Annotated in this window: 20 protein-coding genes and 1 riboswitch; of the genes, 1 reads left to right on the top strand and 19 read right to left on the bottom strand. The window is 44.2% G+C overall.

All coding sequences use genetic code 11. The annotated features are described in order from the left end of the window. Position 1: 1 nt before the first annotated feature. The 10 genes from rsmB to NSQ25_RS07525 form a co-directional block, all read right to left on the bottom strand. The gene (rsmB, locus tag NSQ25_RS07570) at positions 2–1,345 is read right to left on the bottom strand and encodes a 16S rRNA (cytosine(967)-C(5))-methyltransferase RsmB (RefSeq protein ID WP_326136454.1); all 1,344 of its coding nucleotides are present in this window, start codon (positions 1,343–1,345) and stop codon (positions 2–4) included. Then, positions 1,332–2,285, bottom strand: coding sequence for a methionyl-tRNA formyltransferase (fmt, locus tag NSQ25_RS07565; protein ID WP_326136456.1), 954 nt, complete (start codon positions 2,283–2,285; stop codon positions 1,332–1,334). Before fmt ends, rsmB begins: the two co-directional genes overlap by 14 nt. Positions 2,286–2,290: 5 nt before the next feature. Beyond that, complete coding sequence (gene def, locus NSQ25_RS07560; RefSeq protein ID WP_326136459.1) at positions 2,291–2,773, bottom strand: peptide deformylase; 483 nt, start codon at positions 2,771–2,773, stop codon at positions 2,291–2,293. 15 nt (positions 2,774–2,788) lie between these two features. Further along, positions 2,789–5,197: a primosomal protein N' gene (gene priA / locus NSQ25_RS07555; RefSeq protein ID WP_111927351.1), complete on the bottom strand. Its 2,409-nt coding sequence runs from the start codon at positions 5,195–5,197 to the stop codon at positions 2,789–2,791. Continuing rightward, complete coding sequence (coaBC, locus tag NSQ25_RS07550; RefSeq protein ID WP_034281738.1) at positions 5,194–6,411, bottom strand: bifunctional phosphopantothenoylcysteine decarboxylase/phosphopantothenate--cysteine ligase CoaBC; 1,218 nt, start codon at positions 6,409–6,411, stop codon at positions 5,194–5,196. Before coaBC ends, priA begins: the two co-directional genes overlap by 4 nt. Positions 6,412–6,528: 117 nt before the next feature. Beyond that, positions 6,529–6,732 carry a DNA-directed RNA polymerase subunit omega gene (gene rpoZ, locus NSQ25_RS07545; RefSeq protein WP_003211647.1) on the bottom strand — a complete coding sequence of 68 codons (204 nt, stop codon included), beginning with the start codon at positions 6,730–6,732 and terminating at the stop codon, positions 6,529–6,531. A gap of 3 nt (positions 6,733–6,735) precedes the next feature. Then, a complete protein-coding gene (gmk, locus tag NSQ25_RS07540) occupies positions 6,736–7,350 on the bottom strand; it encodes a guanylate kinase (RefSeq protein ID WP_024424214.1) in 615 nt (204 codons plus the stop codon). A 9-nt stretch (positions 7,351–7,359) separates the two neighbouring features. Further along, positions 7,360–7,629, bottom strand: coding sequence for an extracellular matrix/biofilm regulator RemA (gene remA / locus NSQ25_RS07535; protein WP_008344898.1), 270 nt, complete (start codon positions 7,627–7,629; stop codon positions 7,360–7,362). 76 nt (positions 7,630–7,705) lie between these two features. Further along, complete coding sequence (locus NSQ25_RS07530) at positions 7,706–8,581, bottom strand: YicC/YloC family endoribonuclease (protein ID WP_034281735.1); 876 nt, start codon at positions 8,579–8,581, stop codon at positions 7,706–7,708. 83 nt (positions 8,582–8,664) lie between these two features. Further along, a complete protein-coding gene (locus tag NSQ25_RS07525; RefSeq protein WP_326136462.1) occupies positions 8,665–11,340 on the bottom strand; it encodes a calcium-translocating P-type ATPase, SERCA-type in 2,676 nt (891 codons plus the stop codon). 164 nt (positions 11,341–11,504) lie between these two features. On the opposite strand from NSQ25_RS07525, the gene NSQ25_RS07520 reads away from it, so the two are divergent. After that, positions 11,505–13,214, top strand: a complete 1,710-nt coding sequence (locus tag NSQ25_RS07520; RefSeq protein WP_034281729.1) for an NFACT RNA binding domain-containing protein — start codon at positions 11,505–11,507, stop codon at positions 13,212–13,214. A gap of 37 nt (positions 13,215–13,251) precedes the next feature. Here NSQ25_RS07520 and NSQ25_RS07515 read toward each other — a convergent pair whose 3' ends face one another. From NSQ25_RS07515 to pyrE, 9 genes are all read right to left on the bottom strand, one after another. After that, positions 13,252–13,755, bottom strand: a complete 504-nt coding sequence (locus tag NSQ25_RS07515) for a bifunctional precorrin-2 dehydrogenase/sirohydrochlorin ferrochelatase (RefSeq protein ID WP_070325799.1) — start codon at positions 13,753–13,755, stop codon at positions 13,252–13,254. After that, positions 13,736–14,521 carry a sirohydrochlorin chelatase gene (locus NSQ25_RS07510; protein ID WP_214755220.1) on the bottom strand — a complete coding sequence of 262 codons (786 nt, stop codon included), beginning with the start codon at positions 14,519–14,521 and terminating at the stop codon, positions 13,736–13,738. The genes NSQ25_RS07515 and NSQ25_RS07510 overlap by 20 nt, the downstream gene beginning before the upstream one ends. 74 nt (positions 14,522–14,595) lie before the next feature. After that, the gene (gene cobA / locus NSQ25_RS07505) at positions 14,596–15,351 is read right to left on the bottom strand and encodes a uroporphyrinogen-III C-methyltransferase (protein WP_214755221.1); all 756 of its coding nucleotides are present in this window, start codon (positions 15,349–15,351) and stop codon (positions 14,596–14,598) included. Between the two features lie 29 nt (positions 15,352–15,380). Beyond that, entirely contained in the window at positions 15,381–15,974 is a 594-nt protein-coding gene (gene cysC, locus NSQ25_RS07500) for an adenylyl-sulfate kinase (RefSeq protein ID WP_034281722.1), read from the bottom strand. Between the two features lie 14 nt (positions 15,975–15,988). Then, positions 15,989–17,125, bottom strand: coding sequence for a sulfate adenylyltransferase (gene sat, locus NSQ25_RS07495; protein WP_024426947.1), 1,137 nt, complete (start codon positions 17,123–17,125; stop codon positions 15,989–15,991). A gap of 57 nt (positions 17,126–17,182) precedes the next feature. Next, positions 17,183–18,247, bottom strand: a complete 1,065-nt coding sequence (locus NSQ25_RS07490; protein WP_065214337.1) for an inorganic phosphate transporter — start codon at positions 18,245–18,247, stop codon at positions 17,183–17,185. A gap of 13 nt (positions 18,248–18,260) precedes the next feature. After that, a complete protein-coding gene (locus NSQ25_RS07485; protein WP_024426945.1) occupies positions 18,261–18,962 on the bottom strand; it encodes a phosphoadenylyl-sulfate reductase in 702 nt (233 codons plus the stop codon). Between the two features lie 45 nt (positions 18,963–19,007). Next, positions 19,008–19,154, bottom strand: coding sequence for a YezD family protein (locus NSQ25_RS07480; protein ID WP_073205135.1), 147 nt, complete (start codon positions 19,152–19,154; stop codon positions 19,008–19,010). A 74-nt stretch (positions 19,155–19,228) separates the two neighbouring features. After that, positions 19,229–19,331: riboswitch (SAM riboswitch) on the bottom strand. A 188-nt stretch (positions 19,332–19,519) separates the two neighbouring features. Then, positions 19,520–20,158, bottom strand: coding sequence for an orotate phosphoribosyltransferase (gene pyrE / locus NSQ25_RS07475; protein WP_024424225.1), 639 nt, complete (start codon positions 20,156–20,158; stop codon positions 19,520–19,522). Positions 20,159–20,163 lie beyond the last annotated feature (5 nt).

The raw sequence follows: 20,163 nt of genomic DNA, 5'->3' as shown, positions 1-20,163 counted from the left end.
TTTATCCCTTCTTTCTCATGCTGCAAATAAAGAAACCATCTGTTCCGAAATAATGAGGAAGAATTTGTACACTTCCGTTTTGAACAAACGGAGCAACCTGCTCAGGCAGCCGTTCATTAAGAGATAGATCGGGTTCGAAGTCTTGGTGTTCTTGTAAAAACGCATGAATCACTTGTTGATTTTCTGTTGGGTCCATTGTACACGTACTGTATACAAGGGTTCCGCCCGGTTTTAAAAGCGGGGCCGTTTCCTTTAAAATGGCCTGCTGGATAGCTGCAAGCCTTGCTGAGTCTTCTTGTGACTTTGTATATTTCATATCTGGTTTTCGTCTAATGACGCCAAAACCGGAACACGGTGCATCAATGAGAATACGGTCAAACGAAGCTTCGCTGTAATAGTCTGCCGCTTTCCTTGCATCAAGTGCTTTTGCCTCAATGTGAGTAAGGTTCAGACGTTTTGCTGCTTGTTTGATGAGTTTCACTTTATGTTCATGTAAATCAAGTGAAACAATTTTGCCCTCATCATTCATACGTTCTGCAATATGTGTTGATTTTCCGCCAGGAGCCGCACAGGCGTCAAGCACCGTTTCTCCCGGCTGAGGGTCGAGCGCTCTTGCGACAAGCATCGAGCTTTCATCTTGTATCGTCACATAGCCTTCTTGAAAAGAAGGGGTTGAGACGATGGACCCTTTCATGAGCTTAAGTGCATCTTCAGATAAGTCGCCAAGCTCCGTTTCAATGCCTGCATCCATTAGTTTTTGCTGCAGTGCCGTGCGGTCAATTTTCATTCGATTGACGCGAAGGGTTTGCTTTGGCGGGACTAAATGAATGCGGCACATGTTTTCTGCCGCTTCAAATCCGTACGCCTGAACCCATTCCTGCACAAGCCATATTGGGTGGCTTGTCTCAATGGACAGCCGCTTTACTGGATCTTTGATCGCATCAAATGACGGAACGCCTTCTCTTTGCATAGAACGAAGAACACCGTTCACAAGTGAAGAAATCCCTTTGTGCCCGCGTTTTTTCGTCAGCTCGACAGCTTCATGAATCGCTGCACGATCTGGGATTTTTTCAAGGTACACCATTTGATAAAGGGACATCCGCAAGAGCTGCATCACCCACGGAGCCACCTTTTGCGGTTTTTTCACAAAGGGCGTCAGCATATAATCTAATGCCAGCTTATTTTGCAGTGTACCATATACAAGCTCTGTTAACAGCGGTTTGTCCTGATCAGCTAAGTCTTTATCTTTCATGACTGACTGCAACAGCAAATTACTGTAAGCCTGGTTTTGTTCGAGTTTGATTAAAGCGTCCAGCGCTACTTCTCTCACATTACTTTTCTTCATTCATTAACCCTAATTTCTGTCCAATTTCGATATTTGCGCCTCTTAAGAAGTCTTCGCCGCTCATTTTTTTCTTACCAGCTGGCTGCACACCTGTTAATAAAAGGCCTTGCTCATCCCCAGTTCCAATGACCGGACCTTCTTTTTGAAGCTCAATCACTTTCCCGGGTTCTTCTTGCGCTTGAAGCGGAACCTTTTTCGCTTCCCATACTTTTAGATGAGCGCCGTTCCATTCAGTATAGGCAACTGGCCAAGGATTTAGCCCGCGAACTTGGTTGTAAAGCTCTTCGCCGGTTTTTGTCCAGTCTAATCTTTCTTGCTCCCGCTTAATATTTGGTGCGTATGTGGCCGCTTCTTCATTTTGCGGAATCGGAGAAATAGATCCGCTCAGAACATTTGGCACCGTATCTTTTAGCAGCGTGGCACCTGCAACACTTAATTTGTCATGCAATGTTCCGACATTGTCTAATTCATCGATTTCTACTTCTACTTTACTGATCATGTCACCTGCATCAAGTCTTTCCACCATGTACATGATGGTAACGCCTGTTTTCTTTTTGCCTTGAAGGATCGCATAATGGATCGGCGCGCCGCCTCTTAGTTCTGGCAGCAGCGAGGCATGAACATTGATACAGCCAAACTTAGGTTCATCGAGTAATCGCTTTGGTAAAATTTGTCCAAATGCCGCTGTGACGATTAAATCCGGCTGTAATGCAAGCACCTTATCAATTTCTTCATCAAGGCGCACCTTTTCAGGCTGCAACACAGGAATGCCGTGCTTTAAGGCTTCCACTTTTACAGGAGGGGGTGTGAGCACTCGTTTTCTTCCTTTTGGGCGGTCTGGCTGCGTGACAACCCCTACCACTTCGTATCCTTCTGTTATCAGTGTTTGCAGCACAGGTACTGAGAAATCAGGGGTTCCCATAAATACGATACGTGCCATTTTCTTCACCCTTCCATTTCCGCAAGTTCTTTTTCTGTATAAGTTTCAATGATTTTTGACGTAAATAAAATGCCGTCTAAATGATCAATTTCGTGCAATAAAGCTCTTGCTAAAAATCCGTCTGCTTCTATTGTAAATGGTTTGCCTTTCTTATCAAAGGCTTTTACCTTCACATAGTTCGGTCTCTCTACAGTGCCGTATAAAGATGGAAAGCTCAGGCAGCCTTCAATATCTGTCTGGCTTCCTTCTACTTCAAGCACCTCGGGGTTCACTAAGTCAATTCTGCCAGATTCTTCTCCGATATCTACAACAGCGATTCTTTTTGAAATACCGATTTGTGGTGCTGCTAGTCCAACTCCATCCAGCTCAAGCATTGTATCATACATATCATCCAGCAGTTTTTTAAGCTTTTTATCGAACGTACCGACGAGCTCTGTCTTTTGTTCAAGCACTTCTGCCGGATGTATGACTATTGGTTTTACTGCCACTTACAGCCCTCCGTTTTACATCATCATATATGGATTCATATCTATTGAAATCATCAATTGTTTTTGTTCCATTTCCTTTTGATAATGGTCTTGTATTTTCCGTAGTAAACTTGCCAGTTCATTTTCCCTTTTGTATTTTATCACGCATTGATACCGATATCTATCTTTGATCTTAGCGATTGGCGATGCGGCCGGACCAAGGATTCGAGTATTCGGTGCACAGTTCATTTTTAGGAACTGGACAATTTGATCAGTGACATGTGCTGCCTTCGTCACTTCTTCGTGTGACACTGTCACCATCGCCAAAAAGTAATAAGGCGGATAGGACTGGTGGCGTCGATGCAGCATCTCCTGTTCATAAAAGGCTTCGTAGTCATGCTGCTTCGTTAATTCAATACTATAGTGAGAAGGCGTATACGATTGAATAATAACCGAGCCCGCTTTTTCATGGCGCCCTGCTCTGCCGCTGACCTGTGTGAGAAGCTGAAATGTTTTTTCACTTGAACGAAAATCAGGGATGTGAAGGGATGTATCCGCACTGAGAACACCAACAAGTGTGACATCTGGGAAATCCAGCCCCTTTGCAATCATCTGCGTCCCGAGCAAAATGTCCGCTTCTTTATTGCCAAAAGACGTAAGAAGCTTTTCGTGAGCACCTTTACGAGACGTTGTATCCACATCCATTCGGATCACACGCGCCTCAGGCAATACCTTTGTCAGTTCTTCTTCTACTCGCTGCGTGCCAGTTCCAAAATAGCGAATATGCTCACTGTGGCATTCTGGACATTCAGAAGGTACTGGAGCTTCGTGACCACAATAATGGCACTTCAGCCGTTTTTGATAGCGGTGATAGGTGAGAGAAATTTCGCAATGAGGACATTGCTCCACATATCCGCAATCACGGCACATCACAAAGGATGAATAGCCTCTTTTGTTCAGAAATAAAACGGCTTGTTCTTTTCTTTCAAGCACTTCCTTTAACCTGATCATTAATTCTTCTGAGAACATGGAGCGGTTGCCATTTCTTAGTTCTTCTCTCATATCAATTAACGAAACGTGCGGCATCTGCTGCTGGTTGACGCGGTGCTTGAGCGGCAGCAATGTATAGACGCCTTTTTTTGCACGTGCATAGGTTTCAAGTGAAGGTGTTGCACTGCCTAATACGACTGGACATTGATGCCGCACTGCTCGTTCAATGGCGACATCCTTGGCATGATAACGAGGCATTTCTTCTTGTTTATAAGAGGATTCATGCTCTTCATCTATAATAATCATGCCTAAATTTTCAAATGGAGCGAAAACAGCAGATCTTGCGCCAACGACAAGCTTGACTTCCTTGCGATGAATTTTCCGCCATTCATCATATTTTTCTCCTGTCGATAAGCCGCTGTGAAGAACAGCCACATTTGAGCCAAATCGTTCTTTAAATCGCTGCACCATTTGAGGGGTTAACGAAATCTCAGGAACTAAAACGATCGCTTCTTTGCCTTTTTGAAGAACATGATCAATTGTCTGCAAGTAAATCTCCGTTTTGCCGCTTCCTGTCACTCCGTGCAGTAAAAAGGTTGCGTGCTGATCCTCACTGACTGCTTGATGAATATGTTTTGCCGCCTCTGTTTGCTCAGGCGTGAGATCAAGTGATGCAGATGGTGTAAACTCCCGGTCACGGTAAGGATCCCGGTAGACCTCTTCATAGCTTTCTGTTAACAGCCCTTCTTGAATAAAGGTTTTAAGCGTTTGAGAACTCGCGCCTGTTTGCTGCTGCAAGTCTTTCGCTAAAAAGGTTGCCTCTCCCGCTTGAAGCAAGTAGGAAATCAGTGCCTTTTGTTTTACCGCATTTTTCTTTAGCTGCTGCTGCTTTTCTTCAAGTTTTTCTTTCGATACAGCCAGCTGGAGCATGCGGACCTTTTTCTTTCCAGATTTTTGCGAGACATGGTATCTCACCTCTAGATGACCTTTTTGGACATGCTTTTGAATCTGTTTTAATTGTTCAGACGGGATGTCAGCATAAAGAATGCTCTCTCGCTGACCGAAAAGCTCTTTCAATGACTGCGGAAGTTCTTCCTCTGATAGCACCTGTATTTCTTTTTCATACTTTGCCTTCATGGCTGCGGGCAGCATCGATTGAAGTGCCGTAATATGATAGGACAATGTTTTTTCCGTCAGCCAGTGAGAAAGCTCCAGTAGCTCATCTGTCAGAACAGGTGATAAATCAAATAAATCGACTATCTCTTTAATGCTTCCTGTCTTGATGTCTGTTTCCTCTTTGACTTTTGTCACAAACCCTTGAATCTTCCGCGGGCCAAAGGGAACGACCACCCTCATTCCCGCTTTGACGAGATCTTTGAATCGATCTGGTACACGGTAATCAAATGGCCGGTCAATGGCTTTCGTTGTGACATCTACGATGACTTCAGCAATCATGCGCGATCACGCTCTTTTGGAAGCAGCATTATTGCCTCCTTTAAAATTTCAAAAGCGAGGTCTTTTTTGCTCATCATTGGCAGCTCTTTTTTCGTTCCATCTGCTTTGATGATTGCTGCCACATTGGTATCTGTGCCAAAGCCTGCACCTTCTTTAGTGACGTTATTGGCCACAATCATATCGAGATGCTTGGATTCAATTTTCTTTTTCGCATAATATTCTACATCCTGCGTTTCAGCTGCAAATCCGACCAGCACTTGATGCTCTTTTCTTTTCCCCAGTTCTTTTAAAATATCTTTTGTCCGGGTGAATTCAATGTCCAGAGCGCCGGCCTGTTTTTTCATTTTATGAGCATATGTCGTGACAGGGGTGTAATCGGCGACAGCTGCTGATTTAATGACAAGATCAGCTTCCCCGTATACATCTAGCGCAGCATGATACATCTCTTCAGCTGATTCAACGTGCACTACATGTACATGGTCAGGTTCAGTTAAAGAAACAGGTCCAGAAATCAGCGTAACATCTGCACCCATTTGCTGAGCAGCCTCTGCAATCGCATAGCCCATTTTTCCACTAGAACGGTTTGTAAAGAACCGGACAGGATCGATCACTTCACGTGTAGGACCTGCTGTCACCACAACTTTTTTACCTGAGAGCGGTAAGCTTTTTGGCTCTTCAAAAAAGGCCCGGATGTGTTCAACAATTTTTTCAGGCTCTTCTAATCGCCCTTTTCCAATGTACCCGCAGGCTAAATAACCTTCACTCGGCTCAATAAACCGGTAGCCGTCTTCATATAATGTGCGAATGTTCCGTTTCACAGCCGGGTGATCATACATATGCACATTCATCGCTGGTGCGACCCATACAGGCGCTGTAGAAGCAAGCAAAGTCGTTGTGAGCATATCATCTGCAAGTCCAGCGGCCATTTTACCAATCGTATGTGCTGTTGCAGGGGCAACAAGAATGAGATCGGCCCAGTCAGCTACGTCAATATGTGCAATGACTTTTGGATTGTTTTCTTTGAATGTATCTACATATACCTCATGCCGAGACAGTGCTTGGAAGGTAAGCGGAGACACAAACTCACGAGCAGATTCCGTCATAATCACTCTTACATTTGCGCCTGCTTGTACGAGTTTACTAGTAAGTGCTGCTGCTTTATATACGGCAATTCCTCCGCTGACACCGAGCAATATATTTTTTGACTGTAACATTTGTTTGTCCCCCTTAACGGCCTTTTTCACAAATTCGTCTACAATTCAAAAAAGTCAAAACCAATCATAGTTTTGACTTTTTTGAACGTATCGTATCTGCATTGCAGAAGCGATGTGTTATTCTTGATCCTCTTTTTCAAATGTCAAAAGACCAGCGTCAATTTCTTCTAGTGCTTTGCCTACGAATTTGTAAGACTTTGTGTTTTCAATCTGCTGATCTTGATGGATCTGCATTTCACGTGCACGGCGTGCCGACACTGTTACAAGTGTATATTTTGAATCAAGTTTGTTCATCAATGAGTCAATTGAAGGATCTAACATGGTTTATTCTACCCCCAGCATTTTTTTATATCTTGGTGCGACTCTGTCTCTGCGCAGGTGTTCTGCAAGGACGATCGCTTTGATTCTTTCACAAGCAAGCTCGACATCATCGTTTTCAACGACATAGTCGTAAGCATCCATCATTTCAATTTCTTCTTTCGCAGCAGCCATTCGGTTTCGAATGAGCTCCTCAGATTCTGTACCGCGAGTAATGATACGGTTTTGAAGTTCTGAAAGACTAGGCGGTGCAAGGAAAATAAAAAGACCTTCCGGGAATGCTTCTCTTACTTGAAGTGCACCTTGCACTTCAATTTCAAGGAAAACATCTTTTCCTTCGCTTAATGTCTGTTCTACATAGTCAACAGGCGTGCCGTAGTAATTCCCGACATACTCTGCCCATTCTAACAGCTTTTTGTTTTCAATCATATGTTCAAATTCTTCCCTGGTTTTAAAGAAATAATCGACACCATTTCTTTCACCTTCACGCGGTTTGCGTGTCGTCACAGAAATAGAGTATTCAAATTTCGTATCTTCCTGGGAGAAAATGGCTTGTCTGACCGTTCCTTTTCCAACTCCCGAAGGTCCAGAGAGAACGATTAAAAGTCCTCTTTCTTTCATAATGGCGTATTACCCCTGCCCTTCATCTATGATTTCTTCTTTTACAGAAAGTCTTTGCGCGACAGTCTCAGGCTGAACGGCAGATAAGATGACATGGTCACTGTCCATAATGACAACAGCACGGGTTCTTCTTCCGTATGTAGCATCTATGAGCATGCCTCGATCTCTTGCGTCTTGTATCATTCGTTTAATCGGTGCTGATTCCGGACTGACGATCGAAATCATCCGATTCGCTGAAATGATGTTTCCAAATCCGATATTGATCAACTTTATGGTCATCTTCTTTCGTCCCCCTGTAATATAAACGTCTCTAGTCTCGCCGAAAGAGACGCACTGTAAACAGCATACACAATGACTATTCTATATTTTGCACTTGTTCTTTTATTTTTTCAATAGCACTTTTCATTTCAACCACCAGCTTTGTTAAATGGTGATGGTTCGCTTTTGATCCAATGGTGTTCACTTCACGGTTGAGCTCCTGTACAAGGAAGTCAAGTTTTCGGCCGGCAGCACCGCCTTGCAGCAAGATTTGCTGAAACTGCTGAAAATGACTTTTCAGTCTCGTAATCTCTTCTGTAATGTCACACCGGTCAGCAAAAATGGCTGCCTCTGTCGTTAGTCTGCTCTCGTCAAGCGCCTCTCCGATCCATTCTTGCAATCGCTGATTCAATCGTTCTTTGTACTGACTCACAACCTCTGGTGCAAAGACTTTGATTTCTTCTGTATAGGCCTCTAGTTCAGAAAGCCTCAGTTCACAGTCTTTTTGAAGTGATGCGCCCTCTTGCTCTCTCATGAAGCAAAGCTCCTTGACAGCAGCCTCGCAAGCTTCCATCAGCAGCTGCTCTAACTGTTCATTTCGGCTGGCTGACTCTTCCACCTGAACGGCAAGCTCCAGCCCCAATAAGTCATGTGCATGCTGAATGCCTGAAATGTGATAGCGTTCTTCGAGGTCTTTTGCGGCTTTCATGTATTCATCAAGCAGCGGCCAGTCGATCTGTAAGGACCGGCTTGCTAGTTTACCGCCTTCAATCGTGACAAACAGCTCAATTCTACCGCGCTGCACGTGACGAAGAATGATTTTTTTTAATGTATCTTCGAAATATAAAAGCGGCCTCGGCAAACGGGCATGAACCTCTTTAAAACGGTGATTGACCGATTTTAGCTCAACTGACACTGTCAGTTCTCCATCCGTTTTACTCGCTTGGCCGAATCCCGTCATACTGCGTATCATGTCAAAACACCCAATTCTTTCATATTAATAAAATGAAAAAGGTAATAGCAGACACTATTACCTCAAAATTATACCATAATCAATTATTTTTTTCTTGTCAAAAGTGATCCTGCCAGTAAAAAAGTTGGCAGTGCAGACATCCCAATGATCAGCAGCCAATCAATTGGTGCAACCGCCACCGTTTTGAAAATCGGCTGAAGCGGCGGGTAATAAATGACCACAAACATGAGTAAAAGTGATGACAAAACCGCACCGATCAAATAAAGGTTCCCAAATGGATTACGTTCAAAAATGGACCGTTCACTGCGGCAGTCAAATACATGAATGAGCTGCGCCAAAACAAGCGTACTAAATGCGACAGTCTGTGCATATTGCAGGTTGTTTGGATCGCGGTGATACACAAATATAAATGCCAAAAGGGTCGCAAGCCCGATGAGGAATCCTCTTGAGATGACCTTCCAGCCAAGCCCTCTAGCAAAAATGCCCTCTTTCACATTCCGCGGCTTTCTCTTCATGACATCGCCTTCTGGCTTATCCATGCCAAGTGCCATAGCCGGCAGACCATCTGTGACAAGGTTTACCCATAAGATTTGTATAGGAACGAGCGGAAGCGGCAGCGCGAGGAGCATCGCAAACAGCATGACCAAAATTTCTCCGACATTTGATGCCAGCAAATAACGGACAAACTTACGAATGTTTTCATAAATATTCCGGCCTTCTTTAATGGCGGATTTAATGGTCGCAAAGTTGTCGTCAAGTAAAATAAGAGAAGACGCTTCTTTGGCTACGTCTGTTCCAGTGATGCCCATGGAGATGCCGATATCTGCTTGTTTAATGGCAGGCGCATCATTGACCCCGTCACCTGTCATCGCCACAACATGACCATTTTTTTGATAGGCTTTGACAATTCTCAGTTTATGCTCAGGGGAAACCCGGGCAAAGACGTATACATTTTCAGCCGTTTGCTCAAGCTCTTTGTCGCTCATCTGATCAAGCGCCTTCCCGTCAAGCACCTGTCCTTGCTTCGGTAAAAGGCTCAAGTCTTTGGCGATCGCTTTGGCCGTTTCTACGTGGTCGCCTGTAATCATGACCGTTTTAATCCCGGCATCCCGGCACTCTTTAATCGCTCGTCTGACTTCAGGACGCGGTGGATCGATCATGCCCTCTAACCCGATCAATGTTAAATCGGTTTCAGCCTGCTTTACAGAGGTGATTTTTTCTGTCAGACCGACTTTTTTATAGGCAATGGCAATGGTTCTAAGCGCCTGTCTTGCTAAGCCTTGAATCGCAGCTTCTGTTTCTTGCCTGTGAGTGGCTGAAAAAGAAGCTGTGCGCCCGCCGTGCATGATATGACTTGAACGGTTCATTAGTACATCCGGCGCACCTTTTGCAATGACATACCGCTCTTTTTGATTCGTTTCAACGACGACTGACATCATCTTTCTTTCTGAGTCAAAAGGAAACTCCTCAATGACATGAAATCCAGCTTCGATGAATTGCTCTGTAAAACCCGCTTTACGTGCTGCGGTGAGAAGCGCCCCCTCTGTCGGATCTCCATCAAGCCTCATCTCCCCGTCTTTTTCAACGATGGTCGATGTATTACACAGCGCCCCGTATAATAACACCTTTTGCAGGCTTGGGTGCTTGTCAGCATGGACGATTTCTCCGTTCAAGGTAAAGTCACCGGATGGCTCGTAGCCTGTGCCAGAAATATTCCACGTTTTCCCCTCTGCCCACACATGGGTCACGGTCATTTTATTTTGCGTCATCGTTCCTGTTTTATCAGAGCAAATGATTGACGCGCAGCCGAGTGTTTCCACCGCTGGGAGCTTTCTGACAATCGATTTTTGTTTGATCATCCGCTGCACCCCTAGGGAAAGTGCAACAGTGACGATCGCCGGCAGGCCTTCTGGAATCGCAGCAACAGCAAGAGATACTCCCGCTAGGAACATATGATACAATTCATGTCCTTGCACAACCCCGAGAACAACAACGAGCACCGTTAAAAATAAAGCAGCCACAATCAGAATTTTCCCAAGCTGCTCGAGACGTCTTTGCAGCGGTGTTTCCATATTACCTGCTGCATCCAGCATGCCGGCAATTTGTCCCATCGCCGTATTCATTCCTGTACCAATGACAACCCCTACGCCGCTGCCTCTAGTAACAAGCGTCCCCATAAAGGCCATGTTCGTCAAATCTCCGAGAGAGACATGGTCGCTTGAAAGCGGACTTGCGTGTTTGACCGCTGGGATGGACTCACCAGTGAGAGCGGACTCCTCGATTTCTAAGCTCTTTGTTTCTAGTAATCTAATATCTGCCCCAATCCGGTCTCCGCTTGAAAATTTCACAATATCCCCTGGCACGAGATGTTTAGACGGGATCTTGACCCATTCATTATTTCTTCTTGCATACACGTGCGGAGTTGATAATTCTTTTAACGCTTGAAGGGATTTCTCCGCCCGGCGTTCTTGATAAAAACCGAGTACACCATTAATCAAAACAATGGCTACAATCGCAACAGCATCAATGTATTCTCCTAAAAAGGCAGAAATGATTGTTGCTGCAAGCAAGATTAACACCATGAAATCTTTAAACTGTGCTAAAAAAATGATCAGAGCCGACGCCTTTTTTCCTTCCTGCAATTCATTTGGCCCGTGTTTTTCAAGCCGCTTTTGTACATCTTTTTCTGACAGTCCGTCACCTATCGATGTATTCATTGTTTTTAATAAATCGGTTTGGTTCAGTTCATGCCAATTCATTTGACCTCGTCCACTCCTCTTTTGTTCTCTCTCATATGCAGTGTTCTATAAGCCAGTTTATTCAGACTCGTCCTAAATCATGCTATAATAATAAGACTGCCTAAAGAACGAGAAAATGGAAGTTCTTTCAGTAGATTTGTGTGAAAGAAGAGGGTGTATCCAACATGTCATTTGACGGCATTTTTACATATGGTATGACAAATGAATTGCAAGAGACTTTAACTGGCGGGAGGATTTCAAAAATCCATCAGCCATATAAACACGAGCTGATTTTTCATATTCGGGCAAACGGGAAAAATCACAAGCTGCTTTTATCGGCTCACCCGAGCTATGCGAGAGTGCAGCTCACAGAGCATCAATACGACAATCCAAGCGAGCCGCCGATGTTTTGTATGCTGCTCAGAAAGCATCTTGAGGGCGGCTTTATTGAACGTTTTGAACAGATTGGGTTTGACCGGGTGATCGTGCTTCATGTGAGAAGCCGAAATGAAATCGGTGATGAACAGACGCGTAAGCTTTACATTGAAATCATGGGACGTCATAGTAATTTGATTCTTGTAGAGGATGGAACGCAGCAGATCATTGATGGTTTAAAACACCTTTCTCCATCTGTGAACAGCTATCGAACGGTGCTTCCTGGTCATGAATACCTTCTGCCGCCTGCGCAGCAAAAATTGAATCCTTTTGACGTGACAAAGGATGATATTTTGAAGCATTTACGCTTTCAAGAAGGAAAGATCGCGAATCAAATTGTCGATACCTTCTCTGGGGTTTCCCCGCTGTTTGCAAAGGAAGCAGTACACCGGGCCGGCCTTGCCAATCAAGAAACAATTCCAAATACACTGCTCGACATGTTCCAGCTCATTCGCATGCATTCTTTTACGCCGCAGCTCACAAGAAAAGACGGGAAAGAGTATTTTTATTTATTAGAGCTTCAGCATGTCCATGGCGAGATGAAGACATTCGACTCACTTAGCCAGCTGCTTGACCGCTTTTATTTCGGAAAAGCTGAGAGAGACAGAGTCAAACAGCAGGCGGCAGACCTTGAACGATTTGTCGTCAATGAAAAAAAGAAAAATGAAAACAAGCTGAAAAAGCTAAAAAGAACACTTGAAGAATCCCAAGATGCACACAAATATCAGCTCTATGGTGAGCTGTTAACAGCCAATTTATATGCGATTAAAAAAGGGGATAAAGAAGCGACTGTCATCAATTATTACGATGAAGACGGCGGAGAAATCACGATCCCGCTCAAAACAAATAAAACCCCTTCTGAAAATGCACAGGCATATTTCACAAAATATCAAAAGGCAAAAAATGCTGTAGAAGCTGTAAATGAACAAATTAAGCGGACACATGAAGAAATTGCTTATTTTGAAGAGCTGATTCAGCAGCTGTCCTCTGCTTCACCGAAGGATTTAGAGGAAATGAGAGAAGAGCTTGTTGAAGGAAAATATTTGCGCGCCAAACAAAAGCGCCACGCCAAAAAGAAAAAACCGGCGGCCATTCAGCTCGAAACGTATGAATCGTCCCAAGGCATACCAATTTTAGTCGGAAAAAACAACAAACAAAACGAGTATTTGACTACAAAGGCAGCTGCTCGTGATGATATTTGGCTGCATACAAAGGATATTCCTGGATCACATGTCGTCATCCGCCACCAAGCACCTGATGAACAAACTCTGCTTGAAGCGGCTCAAATTGCCGCCTACTTCTCGAAGGCAAAAGAGTCCGGCTCCGTTCCTGTCGATTATACGAAAATCCGGCATGTGAAAAAACCAAACGGAGCAAAGCCTGGCTTTGTTACGTATGATCAGCAGCAAACATTATTTGTCACGCCTGACGAAGATCTTGTGCTCAAGCTGAGAAAATAAATAAAAAGCCGATAAAATCGAGGGTCAGTCCCCGATTTTATCGGCTTTTTCTTTGTCGTTTTTTTCTTTCGATGTAAAGGGCATCAAGTGCGTCAATATCCTCTTCTTCAAGCAAGGATTCAATTGCCGCAGCCAATTGTTTTGTCCGGGCGGGGCTTGCACCGCTTGTAGAAACTGAAATCGTCACTTTTCCTGCTTTGACAACCTTCGGCACCATCACATTGCCGAGCTCAGATTGGCTCACACAATTCACGAGCTGGTGAGGCTGTGCTGTTTGTGCAATCCATTCATTTACCGAAGGGTCGTTTGTAGCAGCAACAATGAAAAACGCATCCTTTAAATCTTCAGCGTCTACTTTCTTTTCCTTCCAATTGAGCGCATATGTATCAATGAGGCGTCCCATCTCTTCAGAAATATTAGGACTCACAACGGTTATCTGGCAAGACTCCGTACACAATGCCTTTGCTCTTCTTAACGCGACAGATCCGCCGCCGGCGATGACCACTTGTTTATCGGTTAAATCAAGATGGACTGGAAGCATGGATTTCTCCTCGGAAACGAAACGCATCGTCTTTGTTTAAAATGGTTTCTTGAACGCGTTCAATATAAGCCGATTTGACATGCGGATGAAAGCCAATATACCGGCATACCCGGACATCTTTCAGCCGCTTTCTCGCCTGAGCGGCTTCACTTTCAATTTCTTTCATTAAAATCCCCGTAAACAGCAAGTAAGGAACGAGATAGACAGGCCCATCGTCATCTGCTGATAACTGCGCGAGAACATCTCGATAATTTGGCTCACATGCTGTAATAAAACACGGAAGAACCTCTGCATGCGGAAGCAGATTTCGGACATCGTCTGCAATGCCAAACACATCTCGCTTCACATCCGGATCAGAGCTCCCGCGGCCAATTAAAAGAATCCGCGCGTGCTCGCCTTGATATCCTGCTTCTTCAATTCTTGCGGCAACCGCTTTTGTTACTTCTTGATTCACGCCGATTGGCTTTCCATATGTGACCTTCACTTGCGGGAAACGCGCATGCACTTTCTCAATTTCGACCGGGATATCCGATTTGGCATGCATGGCAGTTAAAAGGAGGAGCGGGACGATTGCAATGTGTGTCGCTCCTTTTTTCACACAGGCCTCAAATCCTTCTTCTATAGAAGGGTCCGTCAGCTCTAAAAAAGAAATTTCTTGTATATCTGCTTTCACTAACGGCATACAGCTTTTCATAAAAGAAATGGCCTTATCTTGTGCTTCTTTTACCCTGCTTCCATGCCCAACATAAAGGACAGCTTGTTTCATGGGGCTCCTCCCTCTCACTTGTTTTCATCAGACGAAAAGACACGATGTATGCACGTGTCTTTTCTTTATCATTCTCATTTCTCGATGAATGCAGGTTCAAACCAGTTCAGCTTTTGATGAAAATGAACGACATCTCCAACAACAATTAAACTTGGATGCTCGATCCCTTCTTTTTTAACGGTTTCAGACAGTGTCGCCACCGTGCAGCACGTTGTCTTTTGCCTTGTTGTGGTTCCCCAGTGTATAAATGCAGCGGGTGTTTCAGGGTCCCGTCCATTTTTCAAAAGCAGGCGCTGCACTCTTTCCACGTTTTTGACACCCATGTAAATCACAAGAGTATCAATCCCTGTAGCCAGCGCCTCCCACTTTTCTTCAAAATGTTCATCCTTTTGATAGTGACCCGTGACAAAAGCAACATTTGAGCTGAATTCACGATGTGTCACAGGGATGCCCGCATAAGCAGCCGCTGCAATCCCAGAAGTAATTCCTGGGACGACCTCATACGGAATCCCGTGCTCAGCTAAGCATTCGATTTCTTCACCGCCGCGGCCAAAGACAAAGGGGTCGCCGCCTTTCAGCCGAACGACAACGTTCCCTTCCTTTGCATGAGCCACAAGCGCTTCATTGATGGCTTCCTGTCTCATTGTATGATGATTTGGCAGCTTGCCGCAATAAATCAATTCCGCCTCCGGTTTGGCATGGGCGAGAATTTCTTGATTGACAAGACGATCATATAAGATGACATCTGCCCGCTGTATCGCCTTATGGGCCTTTAATGTTATTAAATCTGGGTCACCGGGTCCAGCACCCACAATGTATACTTTCCCCATCTTGCTTTTCTCCCCCTGCCATCAGGCGATTATTTCGTTGTTCCTTTTACATAATCAACAAGACGCTGTTTAGATTCCTCACGGGATAATTCCCCTGTATCTAATACGAGCTCAGGCGCAGCAGGCTCTTCATACGGTGAATCGATTCCAGTGAAAAACGGAATTTCACCGTTTCTCGCCTTTTTATATAACCCTTTTGGATCACGCTCTTCACACACATTCAGATCACATTTGACAAATACTTCGTGAAATTCCCCATCTTCGACCAACTGTCTGACAGTGTGGCGGTCTTCTTGAAATGGAGAAATAAAAGCAGTGATGACAATCGTCCCTTGCTCCACAAATAGTTTTGCTACTTCTCCGATCCGGCGGATGTTTTCTTTTCTGTCATCATCTGAAAACCCTAGATCTTTATTGAGTCCGTGCCGCACGTTATCGCCGTCAAGAACTGTGACTTGGTAGCCTTGTTCAAACAGCTCTCTTGCAGCTGCATTCGCGATCGTTGATTTACCTGACCCGCTTAGACCTGTAAGCCAGATAATGCCGCTCGTATGATTGTTTTTCTGCTGATATTCTTTTTTTGTAATTGATGAATCATGCCACACAATATGTTCGTTGCTCATGTCATACCCTCCCGTTAAGATACCGTCGTTTTTAATCCTTCGATTAATGTTTCAATGACTTCTTTTCGGCTGAACGTGCTTGGTGGTAATTCACCGTTTCTCAGCATTGTTCGAACCTTTGTACCTGAAAGAATGACATGCTCGCTTTTGTCGTGAGGACACGTTTTTGGTGTGGCCATCGCTTCGCATGTATTACAGTAGAAGCTGTGTTCAAATTTTAATGGGGTAATGCCGATTTCTTCGCTTGTAAATTGATCAAATAGTTCCTGCGCCTCGTATGTGCCGTAATAGTCACCAACACCTGCATGATCTCTTCCGACAATAAAATGGGTGCAGCCATAATTTTTCCGCACTAGCGCATGAAAAATGGCTTCCTTTGGTCCAGCATAACGCATTGCAGCAGGAAAAACACCTAAAAAGACGCGGTCTTTTGGATAATAACCGTCCAATAATACTTGATAGCTTTTCATTCTTACATCTGCCGGGATGTCGTCAGATTTTGTTTCACCGACAAGCGGATTTAAAAATAAACCATCGACTGTTTCCAGTGCTGTTTTTTGAATATATTCATGAGCACGATGAACAGGGTTTCTCGTTTGGAAACCAACAATGGTTTTCCAGCCGTTATCTTTAAAATGACGTCTTGTTTCTTCTGGCTCATACGTAAATTGAGGGAATGGTTTTTCACTGCGTTTCGTCAGTGTAATTTTTCCGCCAATGTAAGTATCGCCGCGTTCAAATAATTTTTTCACGCCTGGATGATTGCGGTCATCTGTTTTATAGACATTCACCGCTTCTTTTTCTTTATCTGGTGTGTATTGATCCTCTACTTCAATGACCCCATATACAGTTCCATTGTAGGATAAGCGCACGATATCGCCTTGATGGATTTCCGCCGCCTTTTCTTTTGTTACTGGCAGTGTAATAGGAAGAGACCAAACGACACCACTTGCTAGCCGCATACTGCTTACAACTGCTTCATAATCAGCTTTTGTTAAAAACCCTTCAATTGGACTATATCCGCCAATTGCAATGAGTTCAAGGTCTGCAAAGGAAATCGCATCTAGTTCAATTTCCTTCGCAGCCGTGCTGAGATCATATTCTTCATTTACTCGATTAATTAATACGCCACCATGTGGTGTTAAACTCATTTGTTCATCTTCCTCTCAATGTTCATATTTATTAGATGTTAATAGTCGGATTTATGGTTAAATCCCGCCGCCCTGTTCATGAATAGAGCTGCTTTCATTTTTGACTGCCTTCATCAGACTCAGCGCACCAAGTGAGGCAAGCAGTACACTCATCATGATAAAGATAGAGTAATAGTCTCCTTTTAAGAAAAGGCTCACAAGCAAATACGAGAGGCTGAGTGATAAAAAAGGTGAGACCACCCATACTTTCAGCATTTTTTTCACAACATGTTTGTGAAAAATGTTAGGCCCGCCTTTTGCCATTCCAAGCCCGATGATAGACGAGGAGGTGATTTGCGTAAGTGGAACGGGCAGCCCAAAAATAGAGCTGACGATGACAAGCCCGGCACCGGTACTCGAAAGTAAAATCCCTTCGCCTGTTTGATAGCGGGTAATTTTCTTTCCGTTTGTTTCCAGCACTCTTCTGCCTAGCAAGAGGGCCCCTGCTGCGACGAAGATTCCGCCGTAAAGTATTCCCTGCCCAACAGACAAAACGCCTGAAGCGACGAGCGGGCCGACGGCATTTGCCACATTGTTCATACCGGCTGAAAATGCCTCTAAAAATCCGCTGAGGATTAATACGACAGATAAAATAGCTGTGCCTTTTTTAGACAGCTTCCGTTTAGGGAACATTCTGATGATTTTGACGACAGCAAAGGTAAAAAGAAAGGCAAAAAGCGGGATGATGATCCAAAATGCCACAATTACTAAAATGGATTTCACAAACAATACTTTATACGCGACTGCCACACCAACCACAGCCCCTACTGTGACCTCACTTGTTGATAAAGGAATCGCCATGAGATTCGCTATGAAAAGTGATAGTGCAGCAGAACCAATGATAATACAAACGATTTCAAGTGTAATGACTGATTCTGGCATAATACCAGAGCTGATCGTTTTGACGACCTCGCCGCCGCCAATCACTGAACCTGCTAAAATCCCCACTGCACAAAAACTGAGTGCATAAATGGGCTTTTGAATGGCACCTGATCCATACGCAATGCCCATAGAAGCAGCTGCCCCGCTTGCGCCTATGTTTAAAGCAAAGAATAGACTAAATAAAATTGCGGCGATTTCCATACATTATGCTCCCTTACTCATGTAATCCGCACTCTGTCTTTGCTGTTCCTGACCATCTGCCAGAACGCAGATCATCTGCAGTAAATGCTGGCTGTGTACACGGTGCACAGCCGATACTTGGATATCCTTGGTCATGCAGCGGATTATAAGTAAGTTCCTCTCTAGATGCATATCTCCATATGTCCTTCCACGTCCAATGGATGAGCGGACATACTTTCACTGATTTGAATTTTTCATCCTTATTTAAGAAATTCGTCCCTGCTCGTTTTGGTGACTGCTCTCTTCTTAAACCGGAAAGCCATGCTGGATAACCAGAGAGGGCTTCTTGCAAAGGAATGACCTTACGCATATGGCAGCAGCTTTGAGGATTTGTTTTCCATAATTCATCACCGTGCTGCTCATTTTGCTGTTCAACCGTCAGCTCAGGCGTTTTCAATACAATGTCTAAACCCGGGTATCTTTCCTTTACCGCATCAATTGTGTCGTATGTTTCCTTAAAATGCAGACCTGTATCTAAAAAGACAATTCTCGCATCTTTTTTTACTTTTGCAATCAGATCAATCAGAACGATGCCCTCGATGCCAAAGCTGCACGCATACACGAGCTGGTCACCATAATGACCGTACGCCCATTTCAGTACAGACAGGGCTCCTTTATACAAATCATCCTCTTGAAATGTAATGGACGGCTCTTGCCAATTTTCATAAGTTAACATGATTTCTCCCCTTCCGGAGTACCGCTCATATTGCTAATTTCCGCACTACTTCAATCTAATTTTTTCGTTTTTTTCCACTTGAATCACTTGACCGTCCTGAACAATTAACGTAATTGAACCGAATTTCATATCCCCAATCAGTTCTTGCATATGCTTTACTAAGTCCTCATCCTGATTTTGTTTCACTTCCATCTCCTCTTCCTCCTCACCGTTAAAATAAAAAAACTTTCTTTCAGTCCGAAAGAAAGATGAGGAAGCTCACGATTTCCTTATCTTTCAAAATAGAATCATTTTGCAGGAAGTAGCACCTTGCGAATCGCAGGTTGCCGGGTTTCATCGGGCCAGTCCCTCCACCTCTCTGGATAAGAGTTTCAATTTGTCTTAAATATTAACACAATTCAAACAAAAGTCAACCCGACTTTATTGATAGGATTAGTTTTTATTAAAATTTGAGTCTATTTTACTATTTTTACCCAAATAAAAAAGCCGTGCGGGCAGGCACAGCTTTTGTTAACGATAGGCTAAAATGCTCTTCATTCTAGTCCTTTTTCTTCTTTTCAGACCGTTTCTTCCATCCAAGATTCAGAGGACGGATCTTGTCTCCAGCGTTTTAGTTTGTTCATCGCAGACGGCTCAATCGCTTTCAGTTCAAGTGCCACGTCTGTCAATGTGTCATAGTCTGTCAGGGTGACATACGGAATATTTTTTTCTTGAAAAGCGGCCGCTGCTTTTGGCAGTCCGTATGTGAAGATTGCGGCAACTCCTAGTACCTCGCAGCCCTCAGCTTGAAGAGCAGCAACCACTTCCAGCACACTGCCTCCTGTGGAAATAAGGTCTTCGACGACGACAACCTTTTGGCCTTTCGATACGGCCCCTTCAATTTGATTTCCTTTGCCGTGTGCTTTCGGCTTACTTCTGACATAACACATCGGGATGTTCAAGCGGTCTGCTGCTAATGCCGCATGCGGAATGCCTGCTGTTGCAGTACCCGCGACAACCTCTGCTCCCTTGAAATGAGTGAGAATCAAATCTTTTAGACCTTCCGCAATGTCGTGTCTGACTTCTGGATATGATAATGTGAGGCGGTTATCACAATAGATCGGTGATTTTATACCGCTCGCCCATGTAAACGGTTCGTCTGGTTTTAATGAGACCGCTTTGATTTGTAATAGATGTTTCGCGATTTTTGATTTCATCTGGC

The organism is Bacillus sp. FSL R5-0512, assembly GCF_038593295.1.
Lineage (GTDB): Bacteria > Bacillota > Bacilli > Bacillales > Bacillaceae > Bacillus > Bacillus safensis.
Note: the sequence above shows the minus strand (reverse complement) of the source record. Positions and strands in the feature narration are given on the sequence as shown.

Excerpts from the sequence above, each read along its gene's own strand:
- rsmB (WP_326136454.1), bottom strand. The coding sequence starts at position 1,345 with ATGAAGAAAAGTAATGTGAGAGAAGTAGCGCTGGACGCTTTAATCAAA.
- NSQ25_RS07485 (WP_024426945.1), bottom strand. The coding sequence starts at position 18,962 with ATGTTAACTTATGAAAATTGGCAAGAGCCGTCCATTACATTTCAAGAG.
- NSQ25_RS07520 (WP_034281729.1), top strand. The coding sequence starts at position 11,505 with ATGTCATTTGACGGCATTTTTACATATGGTATGACAAATGAATTGCAA.
- gmk (WP_024424214.1), bottom strand. The coding sequence starts at position 7,350 with ATGAAAGAAAGAGGACTTTTAATCGTTCTCTCTGGACCTTCGGGAGTT.
- remA (WP_008344898.1), bottom strand. The coding sequence starts at position 7,629 with ATGACCATAAAGTTGATCAATATCGGATTTGGAAACATCATTTCAGCG.
- priA (WP_111927351.1), bottom strand. The coding sequence starts at position 5,197 with ATGATTGCTGAAGTCATCGTAGATGTCACAACGAAAGCCATTGACCGG.
- NSQ25_RS07480 (WP_073205135.1), bottom strand. The coding sequence starts at position 19,154 with ATGGAAGTGAAACAAAATCAGGATGAGGACTTAGTAAAGCATATGCAA.
- pyrE (WP_024424225.1), bottom strand. The coding sequence starts at position 20,158 with ATGAAATCAAAAATCGCGAAACATCTATTACAAATCAAAGCGGTCTCA.
- coaBC (WP_034281738.1), bottom strand. The coding sequence starts at position 6,411 with ATGTTACAGTCAAAAAATATATTGCTCGGTGTCAGCGGAGGAATTGCC.
- NSQ25_RS07490 (WP_065214337.1), bottom strand. The coding sequence starts at position 18,247 with ATGGAAATCGCCGCAATTTTATTTAGTCTATTCTTTGCTTTAAACATA.
- NSQ25_RS07530 (WP_034281735.1), bottom strand. The coding sequence starts at position 8,581 with ATGATACGCAGTATGACGGGATTCGGCCAAGCGAGTAAAACGGATGGA.
- NSQ25_RS07510 (WP_214755220.1), bottom strand. The coding sequence starts at position 14,521 with ATGAAACAAGCTGTCCTTTATGTTGGGCATGGAAGCAGGGTAAAAGAA.
- sat (WP_024426947.1), bottom strand. The coding sequence starts at position 17,125 with ATGAGTTTAACACCACATGGTGGCGTATTAATTAATCGAGTAAATGAA.
- NSQ25_RS07525 (WP_326136462.1), bottom strand. The coding sequence starts at position 11,340 with ATGAATTGGCATGAACTGAACCAAACCGATTTATTAAAAACAATGAAT.
- rpoZ (WP_003211647.1), bottom strand. The coding sequence starts at position 6,732 with ATGTTAGATCCTTCAATTGACTCATTGATGAACAAACTTGATTCAAAA.
- NSQ25_RS07515 (WP_070325799.1), bottom strand. The coding sequence starts at position 13,755 with ATGCTTCCAGTCCATCTTGATTTAACCGATAAACAAGTGGTCATCGCC.
- cobA (WP_214755221.1), bottom strand. The coding sequence starts at position 15,351 with ATGGGGAAAGTATACATTGTGGGTGCTGGACCCGGTGACCCAGATTTA.
- fmt (WP_326136456.1), bottom strand. The coding sequence starts at position 2,285 with ATGGCACGTATCGTATTTATGGGAACCCCTGATTTCTCAGTACCTGTG.
- cysC (WP_034281722.1), bottom strand. The coding sequence starts at position 15,974 with ATGAGCAACGAACATATTGTGTGGCATGATTCATCAATTACAAAAAAA.